The sequence below is a fragment of the Streptomyces sp. NPDC111656 genome (assembly GCF_055656965.1).
The window spans coordinates 115,329-132,708 of the sequence record NZ_JBVKCA010000004.1; the positions used below are offsets into that span (position 1 = coordinate 115,329).

Here is a 17,380-nt window from a genome sequence, read left to right on the forward strand (position 1 = left end):
CCAGTACACCCGTAAAAGGCCGATTCCGAGGCCCCCGCCGGGGGACGTTGTGTAAAAGCGCCACACGGCGGCTCCCCACCTGCTCAACTTTGTTGCGGGGAGACCCCGATGCAGCCCGATGCAGTACGACGATCACGGACCATTGCGGACCATTGCGAAAAGGAGGCCGTCGTGAGACGAGTGCGCCCTGGGGCGGCGGCGTCCCGCGGCGGTGCAGCCTCCCGGGCGGGTGGTCCGGCTTCCCGCGCGGCGGGCGAGGAACGGGCCCTGACGAGCGTCGCGGCCGGTGACACCTACGAGGGCGAGAGGCCGGCCGACCAGCCCCGGCTGTGGCACGTCACGCTGAGCGTCTCGGGTGGCGAGGCCCCGCTGAAGGAGGTCAGGCGTGCCCTCGAACAGCTGGCCCACGACCACCCGTTCCTGCTGACCAGCCGCTACGCCAACGACCACGCGGAGATCCGCTACTGGGAAGAGGCCCGCGACCTGCACGACGCGGCGGCCGTCGCCCTGCGCCTGTGGGGCGAACACCGCCAGACCGCCAAGCTCCCGCCCTGGGAGATCGTCGGCCTGGAGGTCATCGACCGCGAGACGTACCACCAGCGGATAGCGGAGGGGTATGGGCCACTTCCGGCCACTCCGGTCGGAGTCCATCCCTTTTGACCCTGTCTCGGGGTGTGGGACAGCCGCTGGACGGGTCCGTCCGGCGCACTACCCTTCCGATATGACCACGCTCTCGCCGTACGACTCGATGTCCCCGGTCACGCAGGCCGCCTACCGCGCCAAGGCCGCCGCCGCCGATCTCGCACCCCTGCCGCGGGCCGAGAAGGACGACGCGCTGCTCGCGATCGCGGACGCGCTGGAGGTCCGTACGAGCGAGATCGTCGCGGCCAACGCCAAGGACATCGCGCGCGCCCGCGAGGCAGGCACCAGCGAGACCGTCATCGACCGGCTCACGCTCACGCCCGAGCGCGTGCGTGCCATCGCCTCGGACGTGCGGGACGTCGTCTCGCTGCCCGACCCGGTCGGCGAGGTCGTGCGCGGCTCGACCCTCCCGAACGGCATCGACCTGCGTCAGGTCCGCGTCCCGCTCGGTGTCGTCGGGATCATCTACGAGGCCCGCCCGAACGTCACGGTCGACGCCGCCGCCCTCTGCCTGAAGTCCGGCAACGCCGTCCTGCTGCGTGGCTCCTCCTCGGCCTTCGAGTCGAACACCGCCCTGGTCCGGGTGCTGCGTGACGCCGTGGGCGGCGCCGGACTGCCCGCCGACGCCGTCCAGCTGGTGCCCGGCGAGGGCCGCGAGTCGGTGCGCGAGCTGATGCGCGCCCGCGGTCTGGTCGACGTCCTCATCCCGCGCGGCGGCGCCTCGCTGATCCGCACGGTCGTCCAGGAGTCCACCGTCCCCGTCATCGAGACCGGCACGGGCAACTGCCACGTGTACGTCGACGCCAACGCCGACCTCGACATGGCGATCGACATCCTGATCAACTCCAAGGCGCAGCGGCCCAGCGTGTGCAACTCCGCCGAGACGCTCCTCGTGCACCAGGACATCGCTCCCGAGTTCCTGCCGCGCGCCCTGGACGCCCTCGCGGACGCCGGGGTCACCGTGCACGCCGACGAGCGCGTCCTCGCCTACGCCAAGGACTCCAAGGCCACCGTCGTCGAGGCCACGCCCGAGGACTGGGAGACCGAGTACCTCTCGTACGACATCGCCGCCGCCGTCGTCGACTCGCTCGACCGGGCCGTCGAACACATCCGGCTGTGGACCTCGGGCCACACCGAGGCCATCGTCACCACCTCGCAGCAGGCCGCCCGCCGCTTCACCCAGTTGGTGGACTCCACCACGGTCGCCGTGAACGCCTCGACCCGCTTCACCGACGGCGGCCAGTTCGGCTTCGGCGCCGAGATCGGCATCTCCACGCAGAAGCTGCACGCGCGGGGACCGATGGGGCTGCCGGAGCTGACGAGCACCAAGTACATCGTCACGGGCGACGGACACATCCGGCGCTGAGCCCGCGCTCCGCGTGAGCCGCGTCTCGTCAGGCGGATGAATTTCCATACCGTCTGCCCAAAATGACCCCCCAGGTCTACTCTGGATCCGTGCCGGAGGACGTGGGGGGCACGCCGTTCCCTGACGGCTGGGAGCCCGACGACGACCGCGACCGCGGGGGTGCGGACGAAGAGTTCGCCTCCGTGGTCTTCGACGAGGACTTCGTACGTGCGGCGGTGATCCATGAGCCGACCGCCGTCGAACGCCTCCTAGCAGCCGCGCAGGCCCGCGCGGAGGCCTCAGAGGCCGAGGCGCGCCGGGCGCACTCCCGGGGTGCCCGCGGCGACGACGAGCGCTACGAGGACGGGTTCGGGCCCGACGGCCCTGGCGACTTCGGCCATGACCCGGACCTGGACGACCTCGACGACACCGAGATCCTCGAAGGCCGCTACGGAGTGCCGGGCCCGTACCGCAGATACGGCAGGGCCTACGGAAAGCAGGCCCGCTGGCACCGCCCCGTCGCCTGGGTGCTCGCCCTGGTGATGGGCGTCGGCATGGTCGCCCTGGCCTTCACGGCGGTCTACCGGGGTGCCTCCTCGGGCCGCCAGGACCAGGTCCCGTCACCCGCCTCCACGGGCCTCGAACAAGGCCAGGACAAGGTCACCGGCACCGGCCCCTCCGCTTCGGCCGAGTACTCCCATTCGGCCGTGTCCGCGGTTCCCCGAACGCCCTGACACCCAGGGCGCCCGCGCCGCCCGTGACGGCCCTTCGAACATTCTGGCGATCGTGACGGGCCTTGGCGATCCTGGTGAGAACCTGTCAGAAGTTGTCGTGTACCACGGCGTTTACCTGAGCTCCCAGAGACCTACCCTGAAGGTATGGGCGGGCCTGGAGACCCACCTGAGGGGACACCCGAGGGCGCTCCCGCTGGTGGAGAGGACGAATACCGATCCGTCGTCTTCGACGAGTCGTTCGTCCGTGCTGCCCGCCTCCAGGAGTTCTCCGCGCAGGAGCGGATGGCCGACCACGCCCCGGCCGTACGCCGCCGTCCCACCCTCCAGCGCGGTCTGCCCCGGCAGGCGCTGATCCTGGTCCTGCTGATCGCCGTCGCCTTCGGCACCGCGATCTACATGGGCGTGCGGCACCCGTACCAGACCCCGGCCGCCCAGCCCCCCGAACCGCTGCGGATGACCGTCATACCCCTCGCGCCCCAGACCGCCGTACCGGGGGCCACGAGCGCCGAGGAGCTGTACGCGCACAGCCCGGCCGCCCAGTTCGCCGTCGGCGCCGACGGCATCGCGCTGCCCGCCTACCGGCGCACCGCGCACTTCTCCGACAGCCAGGTCGTGGCCGCCCTGACCACCGCCAAGGACTACCTCGTGAAGTCCTCGCTCGACCCGGAGGTACTCACGGGCGTCACCAACCGGCCCGTGCGGATCCTGCTCGCCCCCCAGCAGCTCGACCAGTTCGACCAGAGCTTCGACCACCCGGCCGCCGACGGTCGGCACGCGCCCACCGGCTGGCTGGTCCGCTTCGACCCAACCCGCGCCCAGCTCGCCGACTCCAGGATCAGGGTGCAGGGCACCCTTCAGGCCGCCGAGTTCGACTCCAGCACCCTTGAGGTCGTCGCCGACCACACTTTCGTGTACGCCTTGAAGCCGGCAGGCTCGGACCCCAACGCGAAGGCCTCGCTGTTCACCGTCCGGCGCGAGCTGCAGTTCCGCTTCGATCGCGACGACCTGCGCATGCACCAGGCCGAGGTGGTCGTCTCCTACGTCCAGGCCGGACCGCTCGCCTGCTCCGAGGACTCGGTGCCCCATCTGCGTCCGCTGCTCGCGGGCCAGACGGCGAAGGCGGGCGGCCCGGCCGGCACCGACCCGTACGCGACGGGCAGCGCGACGGCACTGTGCGGCTCACTGGCGACGAGCTCGCAGCCGAGGGTCTGACGGTCGTCCCCGGCTTTCGTGCGTGTCAGTCGTCGTCCTCGGGGGTGCTGTCCCGGGGCGGCTGGTCCTTCGGCGAGGTCGGGTCCTCGGGGGCGCTCTGGTCCTTCGGGGCGCTCTGGTCCTTCGAGGTGCCGCCGGTGAAGCCTCCGAACCCGCGCCGCACCCGCCCGCCGAGGTCGCCCGCGCCCCCCGCGATGTCGCTGACCAGCTTCATCAGCGGGTCCTTGGAGTTCTTGACGTCCGTGGCGTAGCTCGCCGCCGACTGCCGGAAGGAGTCGGAGACCGAGGTCTCCTTGTCCTCGGTGCGCCGCGGATAGTGACCGTCCATGATCCGCTGGTAGTCGCGGGACTCGGCCCACTTCTTCAGCTCGGCGGCGCGCACGGTGGTGAAGGGGTGTGTGCGGGGGAGGGTGTTGAGGATCTTGAGCACGGAGTCGCGCAGGTCGCCCCCGGCCTCGTACTCCTCGGCCTGCTCGAGGAACGCGTCCACGTTCATCTCGTGCAGGTGATTTCCGCCCGCGAGCTTCATCAGGCCGCGCATCGAGGCCTTCAGGTCCTGCCCGACGAGGAGCCCCGCCCGGTCGGCCGACAGCTCCGACTTGCGGAACCATTCGCGCAGCGCGGTCACGATCGCCATGATCGCGATGTTGCCCAGCGGGATCCAGGCCACCCGGAGCGCGAGATTGGTCAGGAAGAGCAGGATCGTGCGGTAGACGGCGTGCCCGGAGAGCGCGTGGCCGACCTCGTGCCCGACGACGGCCCGCATCTCCTCCTCGTCCAGCAGCTCGACGAGCCCGGTCGTCACGACGATGATCGGCTCGTCCAGGCCGATGCACATCGCGTTCGGCTGCGGGTCCTGGGCGACGTACATCGGCGGGACCTTCTCCAGGTCCAGGATGTGGCAGGCGTCCCGCAGCATCGTGTTGAGGTGCGCGAACTGGGCGTCCGAGACGCGCACCGAGTCGGACAGGAACAGCAGCCGCAGGCTGCGCTCGGGCAGCAGGCCGCTCAGGGCCTTGAAGACCGTGTCGAAGCCGCTGAGCTTGCGCAGGGCCACGAGGGCCGAGCGGTCCGCCGGGTGCTCGTAGGTGCGCGAGGAGATCCCCTCGAAGCGCCTGCGCTGCCTGCTCGGCACGTTCTCGTGCCCGTTCTGCTGGTGGCCGTTGTCGGACATGTGTTCCCCCATGTGCGTCTGAGTGCCCTATGCGCCCCCAAGGCACGGCCCAGCCTAGGCGGAGATAACGTGGACGGGCAGTACAGAGAAGGAGTCCATCGCCATGGAGCACATCCCCGCAGCCGCCTGGCTCACCGAGGCCGCGAACGCGGCAGACAAGCAAGGCCCGGGCAATCTGCTCCGTGTCGTGCTGATCTTGATGATCGTCGGGGTGGGCCTGACCGCCTGGTTCCTGCTGCGCGGGTACAAGCGGGACGACTGACGCGGGTACACGCCGGACGGCCGAGGCTGTGTCGGCCGGGGAGGCCGGAGCAACCGGCGTCCCCAACGGCGGAGTCGGCGTGATCGCGACCGAGGCCCCCGCATACGATGGGACGACGTCTTTATCCCGCCCACACCGGATAGGTCCTGCCGAGATGAGCTTCCACAGCACCGCTGCACAGTTGGTCACCGTTGCCGCCGAGGGCGAGCAGGGGGGCAACCACGAGAGCCTCAACCCGTTCCTGACCGGCGGTGGCGCGCTGTTCGTGCTGCTCCTGCTGCTGTGGATCACCACGCGTTTCAACCGCGACCGCTGAGTCTTTTCGGACGTTCGGAGCCGTCCCGGGGACCCCTGTCGGGCGGAGCCCCTCGACAGGGCCGGTAGGGTCTGCACGCATGGGAGAGCAGGACATGCCTACCGGTCCGGCGAGTGACACGGAGGGCGGGGCCGTCGGCGGCGCCGCGGGTGACGCGCTCGGCGGCCGAGTGAGAGGCGGGGCGAGCCGGCTGACGACCGGCCCCGGGAACGGCCCCTCGAATCCGGGCAAGCGCCGCCTCGGCGTCATGGGCGGAACGTTCGACCCGATTCACCACGGGCACCTCGTGGCGGCCAGCGAGGTCGCCGCGCAGTTCCACCTCGACGAGGTGGTGTTCGTGCCGACCGGGCAGCCGTGGCAGAAGTCCGACCGGAAGGTCTCACCGGCCGAGGACCGCTACCTGATGACGGTCATCGCCACCGCCGAGAACCCGCAGTTCTCGGTGAGCCGCATCGACATCGACCGCGGCGGCCCGACCTACACCACGGACACCCTGCGCGATCTGCGCGCCCTCAACCCCGACACCGATCTGTTCTTCATCACCGGTGCCGACGCGCTCGGTCAGATCCTGACCTGGCGGTACGCGGAAGAGCTGTTCTCCCTCGCGCACTTCATCGGAGTCACCCGGCCCGGTCACACTCTGACCGACCCGGGCCTCCCCGAGGGCGGCGTCTCGCTGGTCGAGGTTCCCGCGCTGGCCATCTCCTCCACAGACTGCCGTGCGAGAGTCGCCAAGGGCGACCCCGTCTGGTACCTGGTGCCGGACGGTGTGGTGCGCTACATCGACAAGCGTGAGCTGTACCGCGGCGAGTGAGGCGAGTGAGCCGAGAGGGGCACCGGTGAACGACCGATACGACGGATACGCGGGCGGCGACCAGTACGAGCTCGTCGGCTACGACGAGTTCGGGCAGCCTGTGTACCAACAGGTGTCGCCCCAGCAGCCCCCACAGGGCTACGACCCGTACGCACAGCCGCAACAGCCCCCACAGCACCAGGGCTACGGCTACGACCCCTACGCGACCGGCGCGGGGGGCTATGACACCGGTCAGCAGCCCGTGTCCTCGTACGACACCGGTCAGCAGACCGCGGTCCCCGCCTACGACCCGTACGGAGCCGCCACGTCCGGCGCCGCCGGGACGACGCCGTCGTACGACCCCTACGGGCAGACGGCGCACACGGGGCAGGCTGGTCAGGCCGGGCAGACGGGGCGGGCCGGGCAGGCGGGTCAGTCCCGGAGCGGGACCGGCGCCGCGGGCAGGAGCACCGGGCAGCAGCCCCGGGTCGCCGAGCAGACCGCCTACATTCCGCAGCAGGCGCGCCCCGCGGAGGAGAACGAGCCCCGGGCCGACCGGGACTACCGCACCGAGCAGTTCGCCTTCGTCGAGGAGCAGGAAGCCGAGCCCGAAGACGTCATCGACTGGCTCAACTTCACCGAGAACCGTACGGAGCGGCGCGAGGAGGCCAAGCGCCGCGCCCGCAGCAGGGTCGTCGCCCTGGGCGTGGTGCTCGCCCTGGTCGTGGTCGGCGGCGTCGGCTACCTCTGGTACGCGGGGAAGCTGCCCGGCACCTCCTCCGGCGGCAAGTCCGCCGCGACGACGGCCACGGGTGCCCAGAACCGCGATGTGATCGTCGTCCACCTGCACAACACGAAGGGCGGCGGCACCTCCACGGCGCTGCTCGTCGACAACACCACCACCAAGCAGGGCACCACCGTCCTGCTGCCCAACTCCCTTGCCCTGACGGACGACAGTGGCTCGACGACCACGCTCGCCAAGTCCGTCGGCGACGACGGCTCCTCCGGGACCCGGGACGCGATCGACACGGTGCTGGGGACCAATATCCAGGGCACCTGGCGCCTCGACACTCCCTACCTCAACAACCTCGTCGACCTGGTCGGCAACATCGACCTCACCACCAACGCCGATGTCCCGGACCCCGACGCGAAGAAGAAGGGCGAGGCGCCCCTCGTGAAGAAGGGCGAGAACCAGACCCTCAGCGGCAAGATGGCCGTCGCCTACGCCACCTACCGGGCCTCCGGCGAAGCCCAGAACGCGCAGTTGGAGCGGTTCGGAGAGGTGATGCAGGGCGTGCTGCGCAAGCTGTCCTCGGACAAGCAGGCCGCGACCACCACCGTGCAGACCCTGGCGCAGATCCTCGACCCCTCCCTGACCGACCAGGACCTCGGCGCCTTCCTCGCCAAGCTCGCCGACCTCGCCAAGGGCGGCGACTACAAAACGGCGCTGCTGCCCGTGCAGCAGGACGGCACCCTGAGCGAGAGCGCCACCAACAGCGTGGTCAAGGACGTCCTCGGCGGCACCGCCAAGAGTCCCGACGCCGGTGCCGCCGTCCGTGTCGGCATCAAGAACGCCACCGGGAACAAGGACGCCACCGAGAAGGCCCGGGTCGTCCTGGTCAACGGCGGCTACACCTTCCTGGACTCCGGCACCTCGGCCACCGCCCAGAGCGTGTCCCAGATCACGTACACCGACGCTGCCACGAAGGACGACGCCATCGAGGTCGCGAAGACCCTCGGCCTGCCCACCAGCACCGTGAAGAAGGGCAGTGGCTCGTCCAACGCGGACGTCTCGGTGGTCCTCGGCCAGGACTACAAGGTGACCACCTCCACCGGGTGATCACGGTGACCACTCCACTGGGCGATCACGAGGAGTGGTCGCGGGTGACCCTCCGGAGCGGTCGGCGCCACGTCCCGGGGCCCCCGGGACGTGGCCACGGAAACGCGTGGGGCGCCGTCGGCGGTCCGTGAGACCCTTGAGTCATTACTGACCGCCGACGGAAAGCCGCGTAGTGACCGCCACGGACCGCTCCATCGAGCTCATCACCACCGCCGCGCAGGCGGCCGCAGACAAGCTCGCGCACGACATCATCGCCTACGACGTCAGCGACGTTCTCTCGATCACCGACGCCTTCCTGCTGGCGTCCGCCCCCAACGACCGCCAGGTCAAGTCGATCGTCGACGAGATCGAGGAGCGGCTGAACAAGGAGCTCGGCGTCAAGCCGGTGCGCCGCGAGGGCGACCGCGAGGCCCGCTGGGTACTGCTCGACTACGTCGACATCGTGGTGCACGTGCAGCACAGCGAGGAGCGTGTCTTCTACGCTCTGGAGCGGCTGTGGAAGGACTGCCCGGAGCTTGACCTGCCCGCCGACGCCAAGGCCACCCGCGGCAAGGCCGCCGAGCACGCCAAGCTGCAGGCCGAGGAGGACTCCGTCGAATACGGGGAGCTGCGGTGACTACGGCGGCCAGGGCATCCGCCACGGATGACGCCCGGGCGCAGCGACAGCCGACCGTCGCGGGCGTCGAGGCCGGGGAGAAGCCGGGCCGCGGTCGCCGCGTCATCCTGTGGCGCCACGGCCAGACCTCGTGGAACGTGGATCGCCGCTTCCAGGGCACCACGGACGTCGAGCTCACCGAGACGGGCATCGGCCAGGCCCGCCGCGCCGCCCGGCTGCTCGCCTCGCTGAAGCCCGGCGTGATCGTCGCCTCGGACCTCCAGCGCGCCGCGAACACGGCCGCCGAGCTGTCCACGCTCACCGGCATCGACGTCATCCACGACGAGGGCCTGCGCGAGACCTACGCGGGCGTCTGGCAGGGCCTGACGCACGAGGAGATCATCGCCCGGTACGGCGACGAGTACGCCGCCTGGAAGCGTGGTGAGCCGGTGCGCCGCGGTGGCGGCGAACTGGAGACCGAGGTCGCCGACCGCGCCGCCCCCGTGGTGCTGCGCCACGCCGACAAGCTTCCCGAGGACGGCACCCTCGTGGTCGTCAGCCACGGCGGCACCATCCGCACCACCATCGGGCGCCTGCTCGGCCTGGAGTCCCGGCACTGGGAGAGCCTGGGCGGCCTCTCCAACTGCTGCTGGTCCGTCCTCGGAGAGGGCGCACGGGGCTGGCGGCTGCTCGAGCACAACGCCGGCACACTGCCGGAGCCGGTGCTCGGCGACGACGACTGAGCGGCCCCCTGTCCGGTCCCGGGGGCCGGGCGGGACCGGATTTCACTTTCTGGCAGGTCGCAGGCTAAAGTTCTTCTTGTTCGCCCCGCCGGGCGGGAAGAACACAAGGGGCTATAGCTCAGTTGGTAGAGCGCCTGCATGGCATGCAGGAGGTCAGGAGTTCAATTCTCCTTAGCTCCACAGATCAACTCTCTTGAGTTGTCAAAGATCAGCACAGATCAGTGATGAGAATCCCGTTCCTTTCGAGGGGCGGGATTTATTCATGTCCCCCAGGTTGTCGGTGACATGGGCGACATCGGTCCCAGGGATGCCGTGGCGGCCGCGAGTGACGGTGGCCACAACCGCTCCCGCCGCTCGCGCAGAACCGCCAGCCCCTTGCGCGCCCTCTCGTCGTCCGGGGTGTAGGCGACGAGCCGGCACTCCGGCATCCCGTCGATGGACAGCGACACCGAGGTCATCCGCAGTTCGCCCACCGCCTCATGGCGGAACGTCTTCACACGCGGTCCCGGCGGGAGGACGTCCCCGCCCGCCCACAACTCGGCGAAGCGCGGGCTGGCGGCCGACAGTCCGCGTATGTAGTCCTCCCAGGCGGGCTCACCGACATGTCTGCCGTACGCGGAGCGCAGCGTCGCCACCATCAACGGCAGTTCGCTGTCCCGGAACACCACGGGGCAGCCGGGCTCGGGCACGGTGAACAGGGTCCACAGCACGTTGGGCACGCCGATGTCGAGCGTCTGCGGCACGAAGAACAGGTCGCGGTAAGGGGGGTTGGCGGCCAGGATGTCGTACCGCGAGTTGTAGACCGCCGCAGGGCGCGGATCGAGGGCGTCGATGATGCTCTGGATCTCCGCGCTCACGGTCTGCGCGGGGAGCTCCGGCTCGGACTCGTAGGGCACTTGGGCCAAGTGGTACAGGTGCTCCCGCTCGGTCTGGTCCAGGCGCAGAGTGCGCGCCACCGCGTCCAGGACCTGAGGAGAGGCGTTGATGGGGCGGCCCTGCTCCAGCCATGTGTACCAGGTCACACCGACCCCGGAGAGCTGCGCGACCTCTTCGCGGCGCAGACCCGGCGTGCGGCGTCGTAAGCCCGGGGGCATCCCGACGTCGGCGGGTGTCACCCGCGCCCGCCGTCCGCGCAGAAAGCCGGCCAGCTCCGGCCTGCGACGCTGTGTCGTGTTCATCGGCTTCACTTCCCCCGTCTTCCATCGTGCGCGCCGAACCCGTCCGCTGCCAGGTGCTGTCAGTACCAGCATCGGCGGGCTCTCGGCACCCGTATCCGGCCGCCGCCAGGCTCGGAGCCATGACGACGACAACCCCCGCGGGCCCAGGTCCCGCAGCGGATTCAAGTCCTGCGACCAGTAAAGCCCCCGGCACTGACAATCGCCCCGGACGGCTGCTCGCGGTCGTGCTCACAGCCCAGTTCATGGCACTGCTCGACGTTTTCATCGTGAACGTCGCCGTGCCCACGATCGGTTCCGAACTCCACGCGACCGGCGCCGGAATGCAGTTGGTGGTCGCCGGATACTCCATCGCGTACGCCGTACTGCTGATCACCGGCGCGCGCCTCGGCGACCTGCTCGGCCACCGCCGCGTCCACCTCGCCGGGCTCGCGCTGTTCACCGCGGCCTCGCTGGCGTGCGGACTCTCCCGGGGAACCGGGGAGTTGATCGCCTTCCGGCTGGTGCAGGGCGCCGGTGCGGCCGTGATGATCCCGCAGGTGCTCAGCCTGATCCAGCGCCACTTCACCGGCGAGGCCCGGGCCCGTGCCCTCGGCGCTTACTCCGCCGTCGTCGCGACGGGAGCCGCGGCCGGACAGGTGCTGGGTGGCGTCCTGGTCAGCGCCGACCTGTTCGGCACCGGCTGGCGGCCGGTGTTCCTGGTCAACGTGCCCGTGGGCCTCGTACTCCTGGCCGTCGGCCACCGAGTCCTGCCCCGGGACGTCCCCGGGGCCGTGGAGCGCTCACGCGGCCTCGACCTGCCGGGTCTCGTCCTGCTCGGCGCCGCCGTGTCGCTGCTCACCGTGCCGCTCGTGCTCGGTCAGGAGGAGGGCTGGCCGCTGTGGTCCTGGCTGTCGCTCGGCGCGGCCGCGATCCTCTTCACCCTTTTCTGTCTGTACGAGTCCCGGCTCGCCCGGCGGGGTGGAGCGCCGCTGATCTCACCCCGGGTGCTGCGCCACCCCGGCATGGGCCTCGCGGTCTTCCGCCTGCTCGCGGTGATGGCGGTCAACGCGGGTTTCCTGTTCACTCTGACCCTGCACGTTCAGGGTGGCCTCGGGTACAGCGCGCTGCGCGCCGGACTCACCTTCGCGCCGACCGCGGTGGTCTTCGGCCTGGTCGGTCTGACCTGGCGCAACTGGCCGGCCGCTCTGCAAGGTGTCCTGATCCCGGTCGGCTTCGCCGTCGCCGCCGTTTCCGTGGCCGGCGTCGGAGCCGTGCTGAAGGGCGGGAGCGGCGGCGGTTTCTGGTTGTACGTGGCGTTCGCGGGCATGGGGACCGGTCTCGCGCTGGGCTTCAGTCCCACGCTGACCAGGGCTCTGGCCACGGTGCGGCCCGAGGACGCGGCGGACGCCAGCGGACTGCTGGCGACGGTCGCCCAGCTCGGTCAGCTGATCGGTGTCGCGACCTTCGGCACACTCTTCTTGAACCGACTTGAGTCACTTGGGGCTCCGGGGGCGTATACCTCTGCGGACGCGCTCCTCATGTGCACGTATGCGCTGGCCGCGACGGCCACGTCGGGTGCCGTGTCCGGACTGGTACGAAGGCGTCGCTGACCGTATTGCTCCGGCCGTGGCAGAATCAAACGGCCGGAAGGGGGCGCGGCCCGACGGGAGGGAGAAGCGATGCCTGCGAGCATCCTCGAGGAGGTCGACGATCTCCTCGATGTGGCACAGACACGTAGAAGAGCCACTCTCCTCGACTGTCCTTCCTGCGGATCGGTCCACGTCGCCCAGGTCCTCGGCGACAACGGCGGGATCTCCTACGTGTGCACGGCCTGCGGCCACAGCTGGAGCTGATCGATGGGTGCACACAGGCGGAAGTGCGATTGGTGCGGCAGTGGTACGCCGATCGTCCGCGACATGGAGCCGGTCAACCACGACTACCAGTACTGGTGCGAGGAGTGCGCGAGGGCGCTGATCATAAAAGGCGACCCGATCGAGACGTACCGCGAGCTGGAGGGCGAGCCGATCTACGGCCGGCTCCTCGACGAGCACTGCACGCTCAAACGGTTCTACACGTTCGCCACAGCCTGACCCCGATCAGGGTCAGGAAGACGAGACCGGCTCCTTCGTAGAGGGCCGACAACGTCAACTGGGCGCCCGTCTGTTGCAGTTCGAGCCGTCCGGGGCCGTGTGGCACCCACCACAGCGCGTACGAGCAGAAGACCAGCGACGTACCGGCGGCGGTCACCAGTGCCGTACTGACGGCGGTCGCCTGTACCGAGCCGACAGCGGTCGCCCTGCCGCGCGTGCCGAGGATCAGTACCATCGGCACGCACCACACCCAGTGGTGCGACCACGACACCGGACTGATCAGCAGCGCCGTGACCGCGCAGGCGGCCACCGCCCAGGCGCGCCGCCCGCGCAGCTCCGCCGCCACGGCGACCCCGAGGCCCAGGGAGCCCGCCACGGCCGCCACGGCGACCCACCAGAGGCCCGGCCGAGTGGTGTGCAGCAGCCGGGCCAGCACCCCGCGCAGCGACTGGTTCGCGGTGTCCTCCACGAGCCCGACCCGGCCCGTCTCGAAGACCATGCGGCTCCAGAAGCGCCATGAGTCGTAGGGCAGGGCGGAGGCCGCCAGCAGGGTTGCCCCGGCGAACGCGACGGCCGCCCCGCGCGCGTGCCGCAGCCAGGGGCCTGCGGGGCCTCGCCGCGCGTAGGCCACGACACCGGTGACCAGCAGTAACACCGCGAAGAGCGCCGGCGTCAGCTTGATCGCCGCCGCGAGCCCGATGCCCACTCCGGCCCACCGGTGCCAGGGCCGCCGCGTCAGGTCCCACAGCACCAGCACGCCGAGCAGCAGATTGATCTGCCCGTACCGCACGGTCGTCCACACCGGCTCGCACCACACGGCTGCTGCGGACGCCCACCAGACACCCTCCACGCGCGCGTGGTCGACGAGCCGTAGCGAGAGGGCCACGAACACCACAAGAAGGGCCAGATTTCCGGCCGTCGCGAGAGTCCGCATGGTCGACAAGTCCAGCAGCGTCAGCGGTGTGAACAGCAGCGCCGCGAACGGCGGGTAGGTGGTCGGCAGATGGGCCTCGGTCGTACGCAGCGCGTAGAGGTCGCCGCCCGCGCGGACGGTCTCACCCTCCGCCCGGTACACCATCAGGTCGATCATCGACACGTGCGCGGCCCGCTGTGCCCACCAGAAGGCGGCGAAGGACAACAGGCACGCCCCCAGGGCGACGGGCGCACAGCGGCGGACACGGGGGAGCGCGATCACGGTCACGAAGGCCGACACTATCCCTCATGTCCGCATTGTCCGCACGGCGCGGAATCGATTTGGTGGTCCACGGGGAGGACCGTGTAATGTTGGCGTCGCCGCCGGGGAAACCGGGCGACACGGTCGATATGCGGCTTCGCCGCATGGCGACAAGGGGCTATAGCTCAGTTGGTAGAGCGCCTGCATGGCATGCAGGAGGTCAGGAGTTCAATTCTCCTTAGCTCCACACATATTGAAGGCGGGTCACCCGGTCAGGGTGACCCGCCTTCGTCGTGTTCAGCGGCCGCTGCCGAGCGCCCGACGACCACGGCGCTGGGAGAGGACCGGAAGGTTGTTGCGTGCCGGGGCGGAGGAGCGGGTGTCTTCCTCGATGCGCAGGGCGAGCGCCGGGCAGCGGCGTACGGCCCGCAGCGCCTTCGCCTCCGCGTACCGGGGCACCTGGGCCTGCGCGACGGTGGGGAAGCCGTCGGCGCCCAGTTCGAAGACCTCGGGAAGGATGTCCGCGCACAGGCCGTGACCGCGGCACAGTGTCCAGTCGACGTAGATCTTCTGGCGGCTGGGGCCGGCCTCCTCGACCGCCTGGCCGCCGGGGATGCCGGTGGGCAGCTGACCGCCCTCGAAGAGCGGCAGAACGCCCTCCACGGGCCTTCCGCAGCCATTGCCGAGGACATGGGCGGCCAGGTCGTCCGTGAAGGCCTTGATGGTCGACTCGATGAACATCGCCGAGCCGTCGGGGTGCGAGCAGGCGCCGCGTCTTTTCACGGCCTTGGCGACCTGCTTCACGGCCTCCAGGGCGGCCGGTCCGCCGCCGTTGAGGATGTCCTCCAGGCCGCGCGCCGCGGCGGGCAGGCCGAGGTAGCAGGGGCCGCACTGTCCCGCGCTCTCCTCCGCCAGCCACTGGGCCACCCGGAGAGACTCGCCCAGCGGGCATGTCTCCTGGGTGATCGGAAGGATCGCGCCGGCGCCGAGCGCGCCGCCCACCGCGTCCAGGGAGTTGCGCGAGACGATCGCCTCGTTGACCGTCGCCGCGTCCAGCCACTTGCCGTGGTAGCCGCCGGTCAGCACGCCCTGCGGCATCGGCGGAGCGCCGGCCAGCTGGAGCACGTAACGCAGCGGCACGCCGGTGGGGACCTCGATCACCATGGGGCGGGCGACCGCCCCGGAGACGGTGAGCATGACGGTGCCGGGCTCGTCGTACAGACCGGTGTTGCGGTAGCGGTCGGGGCCGATACGGGCGGCGATGGCCAGCTGCGCGTACGTCTCGGCGTTCGACAGCAGGGTGGGCGCGCCGCCGACACCGCTCTGCGACGCGCTGATCTTGCGGCCCGGCGGGATGGCCGGGCCGCCGTCGATGGAGCGGATGAGCGAAGCGGCCGCTCCGGTCACCATCCGCACCGGATTGCGCTGCACGCGTGCGCGCAGCGGCGATCCGCGCCGGTCGCTGAGGCCGCGCTCGGCCAGCGCGGCCTCCATGGACCGCTGGGTCGACTCGCGGGTCACCCCGATGACCAGGGTGCGGGCGCCCATGGCCTCCGCGGCCAGCAGGGCGCCGTCCAGGATGAGGTGCGGGGCACGGTTGATGAGCACCGTGTCCTTGCGGCAGGCGGGTTCGTCCTCACTTCCGTTGACGACCACGACGGGTCGGATGCCCTTGCTGATGGCCGACTCGGCGACCGAGCGCAGTTTCTTGGCGAAGGGGAAGCCCGCGCCGCCGCGGCCCTTCAGGCCGATGGCCTCGGCGAGGCCCGCGAGCTGTTCACCGCCCATCGGCTCGAGCGGCCCGTGCACCTTGAGGTGCATGGGCAGATCGAGCCGTTCAACCAGGTCGAAGCCCGACGTGAGCTGCGGAAGTCCGACGACGCGGACCTCCGGGACGTCGGGCAGGGCCTCGTTCACTTAAAGCCTCCGGAAGGGGCGTTCCATGGTTCACCGGAGCCAGGAGCGTCGAAGGCGCCCGGCAGTACGTCAGGCGTGGGACCGCTGCCGTACGTGTCGTTGGTGTTGTACGTACCGAAGGCGGGGTTCGTCTCACCGTTGTTGTACACATCACTCGTGCCGTACCCGCCGGTGGCCGAATTGTCATAGACGGGGATGTTGTATCCCGTGTCGGCGAGCGGGTCGTACGCGGAGCGGGGCGCCTCGCCGACCGGCGGCGGCGAGGGGATGGGCCAACTGCCCGACGTGCTGCCGCCGACGTCGGCGCGGGGGAACGTCTCCGTCGGCTGCATGTTCATGGGCATCTGGACGCGCTCGGTCGGGGCCGCGCCGGCGGGGTTCGCGCCGGGCGTGCCCGAGACGGCCCGGTAGGCGGCCGCGAAACCGGACGTGGCGTCCGCGGCGGCGGGGTCGGCCGGGGTCTGGTACAGCGACTGCGCGGGGGACGGCGTGCGCTGCGGGGGTACGAAGGGGGCGCCCGAGGGCTGCTGCGCGGAGCGCGGGGCGAAGCCCTGCAGGGAGTTCTCCGACAGGGCGGCACGGGACGCCGTCAGGTCTTCGCGGGCCATGCGGCCACCGGCGCCACCGCCCTCGCCGAGGATCGCCAGGATCCGGTCGGCGACCTTGCGCTTGAAGGGGTGGGGAGCCGCACGCAGGGCGAGGGCCCCGCCGACCGCGACCAGGCACAGCTCGTACGACACCATGAAGAACGGCTTCGCCGCCCGTCCCGCGAAGAGACCATGGATCAGCGCCGCGCACAGGGCCGGGTACGCCAGCATGTGCATCGCGCGCCAGCGTGCCGCGACCGGTGCCGGGGCCGCGAACTGGTTGCGCAGTGCGCCGGTGATGCCCACGAAGATCATGAGCAGCCCGGCCAGGGAGCCGAGGCCGATGAGTCCGGCGCTGCCCTTGACGCCCAGGCTGAAGGGGATCAGCGCGGCGATCAGGACGGTGTGGTCCAGTGCCAGTTTGATGGTGATGTGCACCAAGAGGAACGCGATCGAGCCGACGGCCGTCACCCGGTGGACGCCCTGTGCCACGATCCGCTGACGCGTGTTGAGGATGAGCCGGTCCTGGGCGATGAGGCCCCAGATGACCGAGCAGGTGAGGGAGACGAGCGACAGGACGCCCGCACCGAAGTTGAGGAAGTCCTGGACTTGGTTGCCTCCGGCCAGCACGACCACGGGTATGAGCAGCAGGACGACAGCCGTCGCCATCCCGTAGGCCGAGCGGCCCGGTCGGGGAAGCGTGCTGCCACTGCGACGAGGGTTCATAGGGGGTTACTCCCAACGGTTCGGGGAAGCGGTCCCGAAGCCGAACTCTAAGTCGAGCCATACCGATGGGTAC

18 protein-coding genes and 2 tRNA genes are annotated in these 17,380 nt (G+C 70.4%); 15 read left to right on the forward strand and 5 right to left on the reverse strand.

The genetic code is table 11. The features are described 5' to 3' along the window. Positions 1-180 precede the first annotated feature (180 nt). The 4 genes from ACZ7M3_RS13910 to ACZ7M3_RS13925 all read left to right on the forward strand — a co-directional run bounded on the left by ACZ7M3_RS13910 (position 181) and on the right by ACZ7M3_RS13925 (position 3,933). On the forward strand, positions 181-660 hold the full coding sequence (locus ACZ7M3_RS13910; protein WP_095854711.1) for a hypothetical protein: 480 nt from the start codon (positions 181-183) through the stop codon (positions 658-660). 61 nt (positions 661-721) lie between these two features. Continuing rightward, positions 722-2,008 (forward strand): glutamate-5-semialdehyde dehydrogenase, encoded by a 1,287-nt coding sequence (locus ACZ7M3_RS13915; RefSeq protein WP_351294172.1) that lies wholly within the window; start codon positions 722-724, stop codon positions 2,006-2,008. An 89-nt stretch (positions 2,009-2,097) separates the two neighbouring features. Continuing rightward, positions 2,098-2,721 (forward strand): SCO2584 family spore wall biosynthesis protein, encoded by a 624-nt coding sequence (locus tag ACZ7M3_RS13920; RefSeq protein WP_472063264.1) that lies wholly within the window; start codon positions 2,098-2,100, stop codon positions 2,719-2,721. Between the two features lie 144 nt (positions 2,722-2,865). Then, a complete protein-coding gene (locus ACZ7M3_RS13925; RefSeq protein WP_472063266.1) occupies positions 2,866-3,933 on the forward strand; it encodes an SCO2583 family membrane protein in 1,068 nt (355 codons plus the stop codon). 25 nt (positions 3,934-3,958) lie between these two features. Here the strand turns inward: ACZ7M3_RS13925 and ACZ7M3_RS13930 are convergent, their stop codons facing one another. Continuing rightward, a complete protein-coding gene (locus ACZ7M3_RS13930; RefSeq protein WP_472063267.1) occupies positions 3,959-5,107 on the reverse strand; it encodes a M48 family metallopeptidase in 1,149 nt (382 codons plus the stop codon). Positions 5,108-5,210: 103 nt separating this feature from the next. Here ACZ7M3_RS13930 and ACZ7M3_RS13935 point away from each other — a divergent pair, with 103 nt between their 5' ends. From ACZ7M3_RS13935 to ACZ7M3_RS13965, 7 genes are all read left to right on the forward strand, one after another. Further along, positions 5,211-5,369 (forward strand): hypothetical protein, encoded by a 159-nt coding sequence (locus tag ACZ7M3_RS13935; protein ID WP_472063269.1) that lies wholly within the window; start codon positions 5,211-5,213, stop codon positions 5,367-5,369. 154 nt (positions 5,370-5,523) lie between these two features. Next, a complete protein-coding gene (locus ACZ7M3_RS13940; RefSeq protein WP_095854717.1) occupies positions 5,524-5,685 on the forward strand; it encodes a hypothetical protein in 162 nt (53 codons plus the stop codon). A 247-nt stretch (positions 5,686-5,932) separates the two neighbouring features. Then, a complete protein-coding gene (nadD, locus tag ACZ7M3_RS13945; RefSeq protein ID WP_248297702.1) occupies positions 5,933-6,499 on the forward strand; it encodes a nicotinate-nucleotide adenylyltransferase in 567 nt (188 codons plus the stop codon). Between the two features lie 25 nt (positions 6,500-6,524). Then, positions 6,525-8,318: an LCP family protein gene (locus ACZ7M3_RS13950; RefSeq protein WP_472063271.1), complete on the forward strand. Its 1,794-nt coding sequence runs from the start codon at positions 6,525-6,527 to the stop codon at positions 8,316-8,318. A gap of 172 nt (positions 8,319-8,490) precedes the next feature. Continuing rightward, positions 8,491-8,934: a ribosome silencing factor gene (rsfS, locus tag ACZ7M3_RS13955; protein WP_095854720.1), complete on the forward strand. Its 444-nt coding sequence runs from the start codon at positions 8,491-8,493 to the stop codon at positions 8,932-8,934. 104 nt (positions 8,935-9,038) lie between these two features. Continuing rightward, on the forward strand, positions 9,039-9,656 hold the full coding sequence (locus ACZ7M3_RS13960) for a histidine phosphatase family protein (RefSeq protein ID WP_472063873.1): 618 nt from the start codon (positions 9,039-9,041) through the stop codon (positions 9,654-9,656). A 107-nt stretch (positions 9,657-9,763) separates the two neighbouring features. Beyond that, positions 9,764-9,836, forward strand: a tRNA-Ala gene (locus tag ACZ7M3_RS13965). Positions 9,837-9,916: 80 nt separating this feature from the next. On the opposite strand, the gene ACZ7M3_RS13970 is transcribed toward ACZ7M3_RS13965, so the two are convergent. Continuing rightward, positions 9,917-10,834, reverse strand: coding sequence for a helix-turn-helix transcriptional regulator (locus ACZ7M3_RS13970; RefSeq protein WP_472063273.1), 918 nt, complete (start codon positions 10,832-10,834; stop codon positions 9,917-9,919). Positions 10,835-11,058: 224 nt separating this feature from the next. Here ACZ7M3_RS13970 and ACZ7M3_RS13975 point away from each other — a divergent pair, with 224 nt between their 5' ends. The 3 genes from ACZ7M3_RS13975 (at position 11,059) to ACZ7M3_RS13985 (ending at position 12,903) form a co-directional block, all read left to right on the forward strand. Continuing rightward, positions 11,059-12,423 (forward strand): MFS transporter, encoded by a 1,365-nt coding sequence (locus ACZ7M3_RS13975; protein ID WP_472063274.1) that lies wholly within the window; start codon positions 11,059-11,061, stop codon positions 12,421-12,423. A gap of 69 nt (positions 12,424-12,492) precedes the next feature. Continuing rightward, positions 12,493-12,666, forward strand: a complete 174-nt coding sequence (locus tag ACZ7M3_RS13980) for a hypothetical protein (protein WP_101405208.1) — start codon at positions 12,493-12,495, stop codon at positions 12,664-12,666. A 3-nt stretch (positions 12,667-12,669) separates the two neighbouring features. Then, positions 12,670-12,903 carry a hypothetical protein gene (locus ACZ7M3_RS13985; protein ID WP_054231942.1) on the forward strand — a complete coding sequence of 78 codons (234 nt, stop codon included), beginning with the start codon at positions 12,670-12,672 and terminating at the stop codon, positions 12,901-12,903. On the opposite strand, the gene ACZ7M3_RS13990 is transcribed toward ACZ7M3_RS13985, so the two are convergent. Next, positions 12,872-14,104 (reverse strand): glycosyltransferase 87 family protein, encoded by a 1,233-nt coding sequence (locus ACZ7M3_RS13990; RefSeq protein WP_472063276.1) that lies wholly within the window; start codon positions 14,102-14,104, stop codon positions 12,872-12,874. The two genes, ACZ7M3_RS13985 and ACZ7M3_RS13990, sit on opposite strands and share 32 nt — an antisense overlap. Positions 14,105-14,251: 147 nt before the next feature. On the opposite strand from ACZ7M3_RS13990, the gene ACZ7M3_RS13995 reads away from it, so the two are divergent. Next, a tRNA-Ala gene (locus ACZ7M3_RS13995) sits at positions 14,252-14,324 on the forward strand. Between the two features lie 50 nt (positions 14,325-14,374). Here the strand turns inward: ACZ7M3_RS13995 and ACZ7M3_RS14000 are convergent. Both ACZ7M3_RS14000 and ACZ7M3_RS14005 read right to left on the reverse strand, forming a co-directional pair. Further along, positions 14,375-15,994 (reverse strand): NADH-ubiquinone oxidoreductase-F iron-sulfur binding region domain-containing protein, encoded by a 1,620-nt coding sequence (locus tag ACZ7M3_RS14000; protein WP_402036216.1) that lies wholly within the window; start codon positions 15,992-15,994, stop codon positions 14,375-14,377. Beyond that, positions 15,991-17,307: a cytochrome b/b6 domain-containing protein gene (locus ACZ7M3_RS14005; RefSeq protein ID WP_472063278.1), complete on the reverse strand. Its 1,317-nt coding sequence runs from the start codon at positions 17,305-17,307 to the stop codon at positions 15,991-15,993. The genes ACZ7M3_RS14000 and ACZ7M3_RS14005 overlap by 4 nt, the downstream gene beginning before the upstream one ends. Positions 17,308-17,380: the final 73 nt, after the last annotated feature.